Here is a 15,185-nt window from a genome sequence, read left to right on the forward strand (position 1 = left end):
AGCTAACTCTTCAGTTCTAACTCCTAAGTCTTTTAAAATTTTAAACTCCAAGCGGCAAAGGCTAAAGCACCCCAACCAGCTAGAAAAGCTGCGCCTCCCAATGGTGCAATTGCTCCCAAAGATTTAACACCAGTTAAGCTAAGGGCATACAAGCTTCCTGAGAAAATAGCAATACCAATAATAAACAGCCAACCACTTGCTATTAGGGTAGATGGGGGCGACTCGGTGCGACTAAGCAGTAGTGCTACTAGCAAAAGAGCTAGAGCGTGGTACATTTGATAACGAGCGCCAGTCTCAAAAATTTCCAGCGATCGCTCAGTGATTTTCTCCCGTAAAGCATGGGAAGCAAAGGCACCAGCGGCAACAGATAAACCGCCTAAAACAGCGGCTATGCTTAAAAAAAGCTGCGTCATTAGACCTAGCCTTAAATAGGTGTAAAATTTAGCGAGTTATGAAGTATGAAACGCTAATTGAGATTTAAGTTAAATCTCAAAATGATATGATATAGCGCCATCCTCACTCACTTTAAAATTGGCATTGAATTCTTTAGCTTTCTCATCTAAATATTGCCTGGCGGTGATTGCAGGTAGTTCAGATTTAATTGCAAAACCGACAAGAGTCATTCGCCCTTTATTTTCTTGTAGCATTTGATAAAAAATCGATTGCAGGCGATCGTTCATTTGTTGATTTATCGCCTTTTTCTCTTGCTTACTTTGTCGATACAATCCTAAACTTAGCCATCCTCCTAAGATTAAAGTAGGAACGCCAAAAATTAGACCTTGTCTAGCAGTAGCATCGAGAAGATAAAGATACTCTTTATTTGGAAAATCTAGTACAGATTCTTCATCTTCTATTGGCGTTTGGATGGGTTTCAATATATTATGTTTCTCAATTCCTGCTGAGACTGATAGCGTTAAAAACATGAATCCGAGTGTGAGTAGCCAGCCTGCGGCTAATTTTTCAGCAGTCTTCATAGTTCTATCTCAGAGTTGAACCTTGTTTGCGATTCTAACCTTACTTTGGCTTAGGTTTCGTTAATTGCAAAAATCTAGCAATAATTTTGTGAAGAAAGTATAAAAGTTTGGTAGAGATGGATGAAGGAGATGGAGGAGACAAGGAAGACAAGGGAGAAAAAGCTTATTCTTGCGTTCTTATGAGAGTTATAACCACCCTTTTATAAAAAACCTGCCTTTTAAAGGCTTGTCATTACCCACATCCGATCAATCCCAGCTGCGCTGCTAACCCACCTCGGAATGGAATTCCAAGGCTAATAGCCAAAGTCTACTTCAGTAGACTCAGCTGCATATTTCAGTCCACTTGAGTGGACTTAGGTTATTAGCCCGGAACTTCAGTTCTGAGAGGGATGTCGGTCAGCACGATATTTTGACGATTACAAAAATGTAGGTAATGAAATTATTGGTCACATACGTGTAGCTTCCAGCAGGCGGGAAAAATAGAAGCGAGTCTTAGTCATCGCTTTTCGTTGTACGGCAAAACCGTTAGTTTCGAGAATTTTCATGACATCAGCTTCGCGGTGCAGATAAGCGCGAGTTGTCTTACTCGGTCCAGGAAAGAAACTGCCAATTTTCTTGAGTAAAGTTAAAGCGCAGGTTTTAGGTGCAAAACTGAGAATTAGCCGTGACTGTGCTAACGAACACAGGTGAGAAATCATCTCATCTGCCTTCTCTTGAGGGTAGTGAATCAGAACATCCAGGCAAATCACAGTGTGGTAACTACCATTCAAAGATTCTAAATCTTGCACTGCAAAAGTGGGATTATCAGCGTTTCCTAAGGTTTGTAAGGCTCTTTCCTTACCTTCTGTCACCATTTTTTCGGAAATATCGCTGGCATAGACTTTAGCACCTTCTGTCGCCAAAGGAATGCTGAGACTACCTACACCACACCCAGCATCGCAGATTGACAAGGTTGCTAAATTGTTATCAGCTTTTAACCAGCCGATGACTGTATCCACAGTTTGTTGATGTCCGTTGCGGATGTCTAGCTGGACTTTGTTAACTTCACCATCGCCGTAAATCCGCTTCCATCGGTCAAACCCTGTGGAATTAAAATACTCACGAACAATCGTTTTATCGTCGGCTGCGTTCATAAAGTTTGATTTCTAAGGGTTCCCAATGCTTAAAATTATCATTGATGGGAACCACAAAGTACGCTCGTTTTTACAGATTTTTCTTAATGTGTCTCAGTCCAAAGCTAAAATGCGATCGCTTGTTCTTCACTAAACGAGTTACGGCAAGTATTGCAGCTATTCAGTCACCTAGCTGAGAAACCCTAGCAAAAGTACTATCTCACGGCATCATAAATTGGTATCAACTATGCAACTGTCAGCACTCTGTACTAGCAACTTAGGTTAATAAAGCCTAAATTTCTAGCTTTAGTCAGGATTTTGTTGACACATTCATCAATAGTTTCGCAATCCGTTTTACATTCAACATCGGGATTGAGAGGATATTCATAAGGGTCATCAATACCTGTAAAATTTATAATTTCTCCAGAAAGCACTTTTTTATATAAACCTTTAACGTCTCTTTGTTCGCATACTGCTAAAGGAGCGTTAACGTATACTTCCATAAAAGGAATGATTTGTTGTTTGAGTTTTTCTCGTTGATTTCGGTACGGAGAGATAACACAAACAATCGCAATCTTACCTTCACGAGTTAGACTATCAGCAAGATAACCAATTCTGCGAATATTTTCTTCTCTATCGCTGCTGCTAAAACCTAATCCTTTGCATAAAGTTTGGCGGAGACTGTCGCCATCCAAAAGACTAACCTTTTGATTTTGGTTTTGCAATTTTTGTACTATTGCTTTACCAAGAGTAGTTTTACCCGCGCCACTCAAACCTGTGAGCCAAATTGTTAAACCTTGAGATTTATATTGCATTGCTAAAATTTTGATTCACCCAGTTATCAGGAATTCTTTCTAAAATTCCCGAACCAAAGACCTTATCCAGTTCTAAATAATCAAGATGAACGTAACCAATATGACAGTGACAAGTTTGGTTACTACAAGGTTGGTCAAATAAAGCGGATTCCCACTCAGAATTATAAATATTACCAATTGGTTCTTTAATAAAATGACAACGGCGCATTGTACCGTCACCATCAACAGAAATCATTGAATCTCCAGCACGACAGGAACGCCCAAAGCTAGGGTAATGTTGAGTATTTAATTCATATAATGGGTCAATAGATTGAAAAAATTCTCTGTCTTGTGGTGATAAATTCGGAAGTTCTGCCTTCACAGCATTAATCCATAAATAAACGTGGTTTGGTAACTCCTGACGTAAAGCTGCTATTTCTGCTTTAAACTTCGTAAAACCGACAACACCAACGCTAAATTTGACATTTTTGTTATCTAAATTGAGGCATTTTACTAAAAAGCGATCGCGTGACACCCATTCTGAATGAAAAGTAGCCCAAAGTGCCAATTTATCTTTATTACATTCCTCTACCCAATCTAGCTGACAAGAGAGATTAGTTTGAATTGCAGCTTTATTAACATTGGGTAGATGCGTTAATTTTACAAGCGCTTGCTGATACGAAGAATGAATTAAGGCTTCTCCCCAAGGAGTAAATAGAATTGAGAATTGATGTTGGTGATGTTGGGAAATCCAATTGAAAAACCGTTCTAAAGATTGCTTATCTATTGCTAATTCTGCGGCTGTTTGTTGGCGTTTAGCAAAGGGGCAATATTCACAGCCGTAGTTGCAACTAATTAAAGGACCACGATAAAGGATGGTGAGGTGCATATTAATTTATCAATTTTTAAGCGTCAATCTAATAACATTACATTTTTATTTTTAATGAAAACAATAAATTGTGAGATCACTGCATAAAAATCAATCTCCGTAGTTGTAGTCTATGGCTCCGTATTTTTGCAGCATACAAATAATTTCTTTATAAAAATTACGACGTATCTGATTAAAAATAAAATTATTATATTTGCTTAATGCAATGTGAAGAGGAGACTCACCTGAACGAGATATTTCATTGATATTTGCTCCATTAATAATAAGCAGCTCTGCTATTTCTAAATTTCCCCATTCAATTGCTCTATGCAATGGTGCTTGTCCCATAAAAGTATCTAAAATATTAAGTTCTGCACCATTTGATATCAAAAGCTCTGCAACTTCTCTACTATTGTTTGCAGCAGCATGATGTAAAGGAGTTCCTGTATTTATTTGCGCGTTCACATCTGCACCTCTTTTTATCAAAAATTTTGCAACTTCTGTACTGTTATCAAATGCTGCATAATGTAGTAAAGCTCTTTTTTCGTTAGCATTTATAAAATCTTCTCTATCAATCATAAATTCCACTACAGCATAGTGATTTCTCCTAATAGCCTTACGTACTGGAGTTTCACCTTTACTATCTTGAGCATTATTATTTGCATTATTTTCAATTAAAAATTTTACAGTCTCTCGTTGACCATTAAGTGCTGCTAAATGGAGTAATGATAAACCTGAATTACATCTTTTATGAATATTACCTCCTTGAGATAAGTAAGCTCTGATTATATCTATATTTCCATAAAAAGCTGCTAAATGGATTCCTACAGATGCGCCATGCTCTATTAGTTTTTCTATAACATCGTGATGCTGGTTAATTGTTGCAGCTAATAGAGGATTAAAAGCATCGTCTTCCTCAATCCCTAGATTAACATCTGCACCATAGTTAATTAAAATTTCTACGATTTCTCTGTGTCCTTGTGTCGCTGCATAATAAATTGGTGTGGGGCTATGAATCATTTTACGAAAATTCGGATCTATACCCTTATCTAACAGTTGTCTAACTTTTTCAATGTCTCCTTTTTCTGCTGCGTAGTGTATGCGTCCACGAGTATCGGTTAAAATCTCTAATAGCATACCTAGAATTAACCAAGTAATAGCGAAGTAACACCACCAATATAAATATTTATCACTCAAGTCTTCTCCACTAATAAACATTGCAAACTTGTATGTAATTTAACAATCTACTATTTCAACTCATAATCCTGCATTAATTCCTGAACTTTCTCAGAAAATAACCACGCGCCAATAGTGTCAGAACGCTCAATACCAAATTCAGTTAACTGCAAAATATCCTCATCTCTTATCGCTAAATTCAAAGCAACCAGTTCTGAAAATTCTGGAAAATCAGCGTAAACATCACTATTAAATCGCTGACGATAACCAAGCAAATTTAATCCTTCATAAGAAAGTAAAGATAACAGAATATACCGCCGGCGTTGTTCTTCTGGATCTAGTTGAAAGCCATAATCCGCGTATTCAAATAACTCATCAGGTGTTTGAATATATGCTTGTAAAATCTCACTAATTCCCTTTGCTCCCACCGCATACTCGTTGGAATAGTGCAGAGTATTGGTGTAAGAACGTGCGCCACAACCTAAACCAACCATCCCGTCAGCTTGACAGCAGTAGACAGGAGAGGGGGAAAGATTGCTACCTTGTTTCTGTTCCACCCGTTGAAACATCCGCATAGAAACCTGAGTATATCCTTGCGATAATAATAGCGATCGCCCTTGACGGTAACAAGCTAAACGAATATCGTCCCATTCTTGATCTGTGCGTCCCAAACCTGTTAACGGTCGCACATACAATGGATACAGATAAATTTCTTCTGGTTGAAAGCGTAAAGCAGTGTGTATTGATTGCAACCAAGTTTCTACAGTTTGACCAGGTAAACCGTAAATCAGGTCAATATTTAAAGTCGGAAATCCAGTCTCTTTTATCCTTGTCAAAGTTGCTTCAACCTGAATAGTAGATTGACGGCGCTGGGTGGCTAAGACTTCCGACTCGATAAAACTTTGGACACCAATGCTAACACGATCAACAGAGTGCGATCGCAACAGCTTTAATTTCTCCTCAGTTGCAGTTTCTGGTGAAACTTCTACAGAAATAGGAATTTCCTGTAATCTAGCACCCATCGTATTTTCAGCAATATCGAGAATAGTTTCCAAGTGCTGAATGGGTAATTGGGTAGGAGTTCCGCCACCAATAGCCAACCTAGCAAATGATGCATTACCCAACACCGCTTTCATTCGTTGTGCCTGTCGCTGTACAGTGCGGACATATTGACTGATAAAATCTTCATTGTGGCTGACTGTGGTAAACAAATTGCAAAAACCACAACGCATTTCACAAAACGGTATGTGTATGTAGAGAAAGAGCGCTTGTCTATCTTGCTGCGCCCAAAGTTCGGGAAGATATACAGGTGGGGTTAAAAGACGGTAGGCTGTTTTGTGGGGGTAAGAATAAACATATGCTTGATAGGGAGACTGAGCGATTTTAGATTTGATATTTAGGATTGTCAGCATAGGATTTAAAAGAATTTGTAACTCTGCGCCTCTGCGTAAGTTTTCATAAAATAAACTCAGCATAGGGAACAGTCCAAACAACCGGATGGCTAAGTCGATGTCCAGTGTAACCATCTTCACCATAGGTTGTCCCGTGGTCGGAACACAGGATGCAAAAGGTAGAATGTCTTTGTCGTAAAGCATCCCAGAGTTTAGCTAATTGACTATCAACGTATTCCAAAGCTGCGGCGTGAGATTCAATAGTATCGATTTTATCCTTTGCACCAGAAAGATAGAAGTAATTTGGTTGATGCAAAGCAGAAATATTTATAAATAAAAATATACGTTGATTTTTTGGCGTTTTTTCTAAAATATGTCGCGCAAGATTTACCTGATTTTCTGTAGATTTGGAGTTAGTAACACCTAACTCTGGACTCCAGTAACTTTCAGTAAACATCGCAGGAATTACATTACCTAAAGGATTGCGTTTGTTAAAAAAACCAACTCCCCCAATACAAACTGTATGATATCCCTTAGCAGCTAATCCACTAACAATATTTGAGCTATCTAACACACAAGTTTGCTCAGTTGTGGTGGTACTTCCTTCAAAGCCTAATGCAAAAAGACGAGGGTGAATTCCTGGCGTTATTGGTGTGGGTAAAAAGCCTGCAAAAAACGCATGATGTGCGGCGTAAGTGAAATTTCCGGGAGAATGGCGTTCTTCCCAACCTGTTTTTGGTAGAACTTTTTCTAAATTAGGAGTACGTCCTTGTGCAAGTAAGTTTTTGGCGACATCAAAGCGTAGAGTGTCTAGGGTGATCAATAGGATGTCGTGGTTGGCGACGATATTATTTATGTTAAACATAGCAATGAAAAAGTATGTTCTATAGCAGTCCTAAATTATTTGCAAACAAATCTATTGCCTATTACCTGTCATAGCGCTTTACCTTTTGATTCTTAATTACAATTCCTAAAAATGCGGAATATACACACAGTAGCGCACCATCAACAATTCAATGTGCTAAGAGTGCGATATAATACACCTTACTAGACTGGCACAAAAGTAAGCTGAGAAAGCATCTACCAGTAGTAAAATGTTAGTGAGAGTAAAGTTACTTAAGCAACCGTACTTCCTCTTTTTTCTTGGGCGTTTGCACAGACAGTAAAAGCACTCAAATTTCCCCGAGGAAAAATGAGTGCTAATAAATCACAACATTACAAAAATCATCTATCTGCCTTGATAGACCGAAGTAGCTATAACAGTAACAGGCATTCAGTAAATAAACTGCAAGAGAAGTTACAAATGTTTTGTTAATAATGCTACTTCAATAAGATTGATTTGAAGTTGTCCCATGTAAGTAGGTTAGATTCAAAGGAAAACCATCAGTGCATTTCTCGACAATGTTCGTGATTTTATTTTCTGCTGCTATATCAAAATCAGAGCAATTTTAAATACGGATACCAGTCTGAGAGGCATCTGGATAAACTCGCCATTCGTAAATCTTATCGCCATTAAAACGATAGATATCGACGCAAGGAACTTGAACGAATCGTTTGTCTAGTTTATGAATATAATTAGCATCCATTTCTAAAATAATGGTATTGCCAATCTCCCAAATTCCTCGTGTATTGTGAGTTGTAAGTTTGAGAGTTTTATATATATGAGTTAACAAATCTCGACAGGCTTCTGGTCCAATTACGGGGTCATTTGCACCAATTTTGTAAAGTAAATCGGGAGTGAAGAATGTTACAAATTCCTCCCAATTTTCGGCGTGCAAAGCTTCATACATTTTCTCTAGTTTTTTGGTCAATGAACCATCAGAGACACCAGCTTTAGACTGGGCTTTATCGTTATCAAAGACGAATACCGGATCGATATTCATATAAATTCGTACTTCCTGGACTTTCTCGCCTTTGAAGACAATTGTGTCGCAGCAAGGAAGTGTAAACACTTTACCATCATGGCGAATGTAAGTAACATCCATTTCACAGATAACTGTGTCTCCTACTTCCCACATATTATTAATGTGGTGATAAACCTTGGCAACGGTTGCCAGAAAATCAACAGAAGATTCTCTAATACCTTGCGGGCCATAAGCAACTGGGAAGTTGCTGAATTGATAGTGGGCATCTTCGGTGTAGAACTTGACGAAGTTTTCCACATTCATCGATTCGCCTGCTTGAAACATCCGCCGGATAATTTCAGATTTTGTACTCACGGATGTCTGTGAGTATGTTAGTGTCATTGTGTTTCCTTCCTGATGATTTTTGCTTTCAATAATATTTTTCGTTTCCAATAAAGCATTAACAGAAGCGCTATATGTACCATATACTTTCTGAGTATTTGATTCTAGCTTTTGGGAATTTAAAAACCAGTAATTTGTCCCATTAGCTTGGTTATATTCTGTCTCTGCTCTAGTAAAGTTTTCTTTGGCTTGCCGAGTAACTTGATTGAACTCCAACTGTTCGCCGTTAGGCCCTTTGCAGTAAAATAATGCCCACCCCTCAAAATCGTCAGTAAAATCTGTTTTAGCAAATTTGGGGGTAAGTTTTTTCATTTCTTCTGCCGATTTAGCCCGAATAATGCGGTTAACAACTACTTCAGTCAAACCCCTTCTTTGACATTCTGCTTCTAATTCTTGGGCAAAGACATCAATATCTACATCATCTTTCACATAGAAGGAAATGTGCGGTGCATTTGTATAACCAACGGAAGAAGGTATTTTTTCAAAAGCATTCGGTGCAGCAAATGTTAATTTAGCATCTCGGAAATGAATGATTTCAACTACTGTGTTGCCAAAAGAAATAAATCTGACATCTAAAGCCATATCTAAACCGTCTCTGATGTTGGCAACTCCTACAGACTTTGGATCGATCCCTTTTTCAATAGCCTCAACTTCTTCTTTTTGAAAAAGCAAATTGTGCAGAGATTCACCGTAAAATCCATTTCCACCCATAGCAACTTTACCTCCCAAAACTTCAAGGTAAAATTCTAGAGATTTTGGCAAATCATAAACTGTGAGACCGAAGTGTTGTACACCTTGTAGGTAATGTCCTAATCCTGACTTACCATTTTGCTGATTATGCTTGCTGTTCATTAGAAAAACTATCCTTTCCTGAAATTAATTTGTTCCACTTTGACGATCAGATCCGCAAAGGCAATTTCCACAAACACAAGTTGAAAGTCATTTAGCCTTTTTGGTCGTGGTGCGATCGCAATCAGCACTTTAGTCTTTTAATCAATTAATAATGGCCACTCTAAAGTGATTGAGTTGTTGCATTGCGGCTTGCTGAAGTTGCACAGCTTCTGCTGATAAAATTTCTGATTCTAAATAGGTGCAGGTGAAAAACATTTGGTTTCCTACCGTAGCAACTCCTATGAAGCGTTCATTTTTCATGTATGTTGCTACAGCAGGCCCGTAAATTGCCTGGAGTTTGATATTGCCAAACTGTTGAGGAATATTTAAACGCCCAAGATTAGAAACCAAAACCTCATGACTGTAGCCATCATCGAAGGCTTGCTTTACTTGGCTAGGGCTAGGATTAGTAGCTAAGAAAGCTTGGCTTGCAGTAACTTTTTGGGCTATTTTATCCAGTGCCATTTGCTCATGAAGTTGAGATTTGAGCGATCGCGCAATATCCCACAATGTTAAATCAGGGGTAATGTCATGTGCCGTCATTCCCACCGAAGCATAATAGCCACAATCCTCTACAATCAAAGGTGCGAGGTGGCGACGGATATCAATAGGCGATAGACACTTGAGATTGTACTTTTGACCGCTATCTTGAGAAACCGCCAACAGAAAAGCCGCACAAATAGCAGCATGAACAGAAGTTTGCTCTTGACGACACCGAGAGATTAGTAAAGCAGTTTCTTCTGACGACAGCGACCAAGCCAGTAAGCGAACAGTTTGATCTTCGGGCAATCTGCCTGCTTTTATACTCTTAGAATCGTTAACAGCAGACGGTGACGCATCATTATTATTGTTTTCTGGACTTGGCAGATTAGGTATTTTGTCAGCCTTCTCCAGAATTAACTCTTCATAACCAGGACGCAGGGGTAGAATTTGCATTTCACTATCGGGTGTACCAACAGCTTGCAAAATATCTCGCAGCAGGTAAACAGACGATAAACCATCACCAATTGAGTGTTGAGTGGTAACAATGATTTCTGAAACCTCAGGAGAATGGACAAGTACCACCCGCAATAGAGGCGCTTGATTCCAATCAAAAGGTTGAGAAAGTTCTTGTTCAACTACTCGTTGCCAATCTTGCTCTCCCATGCGCTGTACAACCCGCAAAGGAATTTTAGCTGCATCTTCTTTAAACCAGGGTTGTCCAGATGCATCATTAACAATACAAACTCTTAGTAATGGATGTCGTTGCTGAAGCTTAACAAGTGCCTGTTCTAATTGAGTAACGCTAAATTCTCCAGTTATCTGTGCACTGACGACAAAATGTAATGGTGCCACTTGGTCATACAACCAAAAACTATGTTCTCCTGTACTTAGAGGGCGATGCATAAGTAAATAAACTCCATATAATTAGTAATTAGTAATTCGTAATTAAAATGTTCAATTTAGCGGTCTGCAATTAGTGGTCGCTTGAAACTACCACTAATTGTCATTACGAATTACTTTGATTGATACCATTTCGATATGAAAATGCATATTATTAGCCTGAGTTGCCAGCTTTGTTAGTTTAGAGATTCAGGCTTCTAGCCTGAGGGCCTTAATGTGCAACCTCACATAGAATTGATATGAGATTAAATGTATAAAGGCAGTTGCGCTATTGTACATAAATTTGAAAACATGGGTTTTGTTAATCCAACTTGCTTTTAATTACGCATTGCTCGCCTTGATGCTTATAAATATATTTTGTTTATTCGTAAGTGTCATTGCAGTAATTGTCTGGAATTAGCAAGAGGAAAAAGTCAGTTATTGTCAGATATTTTTTGAAATTAGAAAATTTATAAAATAATGCTGAACCATTAATAACACCTCATTTCTTCTAATATTTAAATTTACTAGAACAGAAGTTTTCTCCTCATAAGTTTAAAAATGTCTGGAAAAGTCAGGTATGATTACCAAGTAGGAGTGAAACGTAAAAAGATGAGCCTGGAACTCAAGGTCTCTGTTGTAAATGCTGCTTTATTTGAGCGTTTTGGTAGATATCTAAATGATGTCGAAACGTCAATTATTGTCGGTTCGCTGCAAAAGCAGACTTACGAAGAGATTGCCCAAAGTTCTGGTTATTCTGAAAGTTATGTCAGGCGTGATGTTGGGCCAAAGCTTTGGAAGGTGCTATCAGAAGCACTAGGGGAGGAAGTCAGCAAAAATAACTTGCAAGCAGCATTAGAGCGAAGATTGCAGTCGCAACAACGCATGAGAAAAAGTGATGATTCTAACTCTGGGACTGCAAATTCAGAAATAAAAACTCAAGACTTACCTAAATCGCATCAAGATTGGGGGGAAGCGGTTGATGTTTCATTTTTCTATGGTCGCCAAAGTGAACTTACAACTCTCAAACAGTGGATTGTGCAAGACAAATGTCGATTGGTTGCACTTTTGGGTATGGGTGGAATTGGTAAAAGTGCTTGTAGCGTGAAGCTAGCTCAACTTCTGCAAGCAGAGTTCGAGTTGATTATCTGGCGCAGTCTGCGTAACGCACCCCTTTTAGAAACTCTGTTAACTGATTTAATAGCGTTTTTATCCCACCAACAGGAAACAAAAGCGGATATAGGAATACTAATTCAATACTTGCGTAGTCAGCGTTGTCTGGTGATTTTAGACAATCTGGAAACGATTTTGGATGCACAGCCAGCTGGACAGTATCGCTCAGGTTATGAGGGATATAGCGAACTGCTGCGCTTGGTCGGAGAAACTAAACACCAAAGTTGTCTAATATTGACCAGTCGAGAAAAGCCTAGCGAAATCGCTACTTTAGAAGGTGAAGACCTAGCAGTGCGATCGCTAAAATTGGAAGGTTCGCCGGAAGTAGCACAGTCCTTATTGCAGGCGAAGAGATTAGTGGGGAATGAAGCACAAAAACAGACATTGTGCGATCGCTACGGTAACAGTCCTCTAGCCATCAAGATAGTTGCCACCTCAATTCAAGAATTATTTGATGGTGACATCGGTGAATTTCAAAAACAAGACACTATTATTTTTAACGGTATTCGGCGTCTGTTGGATCGACAGTTTGAGAGGCTATCGCCATTAGAGCAAACCATTATGTACTGGTTAGCCATTAATCGCGAGTGGACAACGATCGCCGAATTAGAAGCAGACATTGTTGGGGCGATACCCAAAAGCAGAATTTTGGAGGGTTTGGAATCTTTAAATGGGCGATCGCTTCTAGAAAAGAAATCTGGTAGGTACACTCAGCAACCTGTGGTCATGGAATACGTCACTGACCGATTGATTGAGCAGAGTGTTAACGAATTAATTACAAAAAACCTCTCATTATTCCTCAGCCATGCCTTAATCAAGACAACAGTCAAAGATTACGTGCGCTCAAGTCAAGTTCGACTGATTTTACAACCGATTGCTGAACTATTTAAGAGAGTATTTAGCTCAACTTTCATCCTCAAACAACAACTTCAAGCAATTACAGAGTTACTACGACAGCCAGAAAACAGACTATCTGGTTATGGTGGCGGAAATCTGATCAATCTTTGCCGTTATTTGCAAATCGACTTAACAAACTCTGATTTTTCCGATCTAACAATTTGGCACGCGGATCTTCAAGGAATAGATTTACATCGTGTCAGCTTTGCCCGTTCCGATCTAGCTAAATCTACTTTTACTCAAGCCTTTAGCGTTGCTACAACTGTAGCCTTTAGCCCGAATGGAGAAATTTTAGCGATCGGAGATGGTACGGGGAAAATTAACCTCTGGCAAATTCTTGGTAGTAAGGGACTGACAGCAGAGATAGGTCAACCACTTCTAACTCTTAAAGAACATCAAGCTTGGATTTGGTCAGTTAGCTTCAGTCCTGATGGCAAGACGATCGCTAGCGCCAGTGAAGACCGCACCGTTAGGCTGTGGAATGTAAAAACAGGTGAAAGCTTAAGGATTTTACATGGACATACGGGGATGGTATCGTCAGTTACCTTTAGCCGCGATGGTCAGATAGTTGCTAGTGGTAGTGCCGATTTAACAGTTAGGTTATGGGATGTCAATACAGGCCAATGTTTGAAAATTCTCTGCGGACATAACCATCAAGTGCGCACAGTTGCCTTTAGCCCTGATGGCCAAACAATTGCTAGTGCTAGTGATGACCAAACTATCAGACTTTGGCAAGTCAGTACAGGTCAAGTTTTGAGAGTTTTAGAAGGGCATACCAGTCCGGTATGGGCAGTTAGCTTTCATTCTGATGGTAAGATCCTTGCTACTGGTAGCCACGACCAAACTGTTAAGTTCTGGGATACTCATACGGGTCAATGTATAAAAACTTTACAGGGACACGACAGCATGGTGTGGTCAGTCGCCTTTCACCCCAACGGACAAATCCTGGCGAGTGGCAGTGGAGATGCAACTGTCAGACTCTGGGAGACTGACACAGGCCAATGTGTGAAAATTTTGCAGGAACACAACAGCATGGTGTGGTCAGTTGCCTTCCACCCCAACGGACAAATCCTGGCGAGTGGTAGCGAAGATCGCACTGTGAAACTGTGGGATTTGCAAAGTAACCAAGCTTTAAGAACATTTCAAGGCTATGCCAATCAGATTTGGTCTGTTGCTTTTAGTCCTAACGAACAAATCCTTGCTAGTGGCAGTACTAATTCTTTAAGGCTTTGGGATATCAACACAGGTGAATGTCTAAAAACATTACAGGGGCATACCAGTTGGGTAACATCTGTTGCCTTTAGTCTCGATGGACAAACCCTTGCTAGTAGCAGTTGCGATCAAACCATTCGCATCTGGGCTTTAGATACACGTGAATGTCTCAAAACGTTACAGGGGCATACAAGTTGGGTGTCAGGAGTTGCTTTCAGCCCTGTTGAACAGATTCTTGCCAGTGGTAGTTTTGACACAACTATTAAAATATGGAGTATTGATGACGGTAGATGCATTAATACTTTGCAGGGACATACAAGTTTCGTATGGTCAACCGCCTTTAGTCCCAATGGACAAACTCTTGCTAGTAGCAGCTTTGATAAAACTATCAGACTGTGGAATATCCATGATGGTAAATGTCTGAAAGTTTTGCAAGGGCATACTAACTGGGTCTGGTCAGTTGCTTTCAGTCCTGATGGGCAAACTTTGGCTAGTAGCAGTGCTGACCATACCATTAAACTGTGGGATGCTGGTACAGGTCAATGTTTGCAAACTCTACAAGAGCATACCAATCAAGTTTTTCAAGTTAAGTTTAGCCCAGACAATCAAACACTTGTCAGTTGCAGTACTGACCGCACAATCAAACTATGGAATGTTAATTCGGGTCAATGCCTTGTAACCTTACACGGTCACACAAATCAGATCCGTTGTGTTGCTTTCAATACCAATGGTCAAATCGTTGCTAGTGGTAGCGCTGATGATACTATTAAAATTTGGGATTGGAATAGGGGTGAATGTTTGAAAACCCTCAAAGCTGACCTACCCTACCAAGAGATGAATATTACTAGTGTTACAGGTTTAAGCGAAGCCCAAAAAGCAACTTTGAAAGCTTTAGGAGCGATTGAACAATAGACTTATCTATGAATAGCCAATGCTTTCCAAAAGATGATTTCTATTAACTTTGAGGGCGGCTGTAAATCCGCGGTCTGTGATAGTGTAGGTCAGGTGAGAAGTTATTGCTGTCTCCATCCTTGACTGGAGTTTAGACTAAGCCATCCAAAAAGACCCAGCAGTGCTGAGTTAATGAGA

At 39.5% G+C, this 15,185-nt stretch carries 11 protein-coding genes; 1 reads left to right on the plus strand and 10 read right to left on the minus strand.

What is annotated here, in order from left to right; translation table 11 throughout:
- Positions 1-32: 32 nt before the first annotated feature.
- From BV375_RS25795 to BV375_RS25840, 10 genes are all read right to left on the minus strand, one after another.
- A complete protein-coding gene (locus BV375_RS25795) occupies positions 33-413 on the minus strand; it encodes a DUF423 domain-containing protein (protein WP_086765760.1) in 381 nt (126 codons plus the stop codon).
- Positions 414-482: 69 nt separating this feature from the next.
- A complete protein-coding gene (locus BV375_RS25800) occupies positions 483-974 on the minus strand; it encodes a hypothetical protein (RefSeq protein ID WP_086765762.1) in 492 nt (163 codons plus the stop codon).
- A 446-nt stretch (positions 975-1,420) separates the two neighbouring features.
- Positions 1,421-2,107 carry a magnesium protoporphyrin IX methyltransferase gene (gene bchM, locus BV375_RS25805; RefSeq protein ID WP_086765764.1) on the minus strand — a complete coding sequence of 229 codons (687 nt, stop codon included), beginning with the start codon at positions 2,105-2,107 and terminating at the stop codon, positions 1,421-1,423.
- Positions 2,108-2,355: 248 nt separating this feature from the next.
- Positions 2,356-2,901, minus strand: coding sequence for an adenylyl-sulfate kinase (cysC, locus tag BV375_RS25810; RefSeq protein WP_086765766.1), 546 nt, complete (start codon positions 2,899-2,901; stop codon positions 2,356-2,358).
- Complete coding sequence (locus BV375_RS25815; RefSeq protein ID WP_086765768.1) at positions 2,891-3,769, minus strand: STM4011 family radical SAM protein; 879 nt, start codon at positions 3,767-3,769, stop codon at positions 2,891-2,893. Before BV375_RS25815 ends, cysC begins: the two co-directional genes overlap by 11 nt.
- Positions 3,770-3,859: 90 nt before the next feature.
- On the minus strand, positions 3,860-4,966 hold the full coding sequence (locus tag BV375_RS25820) for an ankyrin repeat domain-containing protein (protein WP_086765770.1): 1,107 nt from the start codon (positions 4,964-4,966) through the stop codon (positions 3,860-3,862).
- Between the two features lie 29 nt (positions 4,967-4,995).
- Positions 4,996-6,459 (minus strand): STM4012 family radical SAM protein, encoded by a 1,464-nt coding sequence (locus BV375_RS25825; protein WP_243714052.1) that lies wholly within the window; start codon positions 6,457-6,459, stop codon positions 4,996-4,998.
- Entirely contained in the window at positions 6,380-7,180 is an 801-nt protein-coding gene (locus BV375_RS25830; RefSeq protein WP_086765772.1) for an STM4013/SEN3800 family hydrolase, read from the minus strand. The genes BV375_RS25825 and BV375_RS25830 overlap by 80 nt, the downstream gene beginning before the upstream one ends.
- 583 nt (positions 7,181-7,763) lie before the next feature.
- Positions 7,764-9,413, minus strand: a complete 1,650-nt coding sequence (locus BV375_RS25835; RefSeq protein ID WP_086765774.1) for a nuclear transport factor 2 family protein — start codon at positions 9,411-9,413, stop codon at positions 7,764-7,766.
- Between the two features lie 141 nt (positions 9,414-9,554).
- Positions 9,555-10,838: a condensation domain-containing protein gene (locus BV375_RS25840; protein WP_086765776.1), complete on the minus strand. Its 1,284-nt coding sequence runs from the start codon at positions 10,836-10,838 to the stop codon at positions 9,555-9,557.
- 537 nt (positions 10,839-11,375) lie between these two features.
- Between BV375_RS25840 and BV375_RS25845 the strand changes: the two genes are divergently transcribed.
- Entirely contained in the window at positions 11,376-15,008 is a 3,633-nt protein-coding gene (locus BV375_RS25845) for an NB-ARC domain-containing protein (protein WP_243714053.1), read from the plus strand.
- Positions 15,009-15,185 lie beyond the last annotated feature (177 nt).

Source organism: Nostoc sp. 106C, assembly GCF_002154725.1.
In the GTDB taxonomy this organism is placed as follows: domain Bacteria; phylum Cyanobacteriota; class Cyanobacteriia; order Cyanobacteriales; family Nostocaceae; genus Aulosira.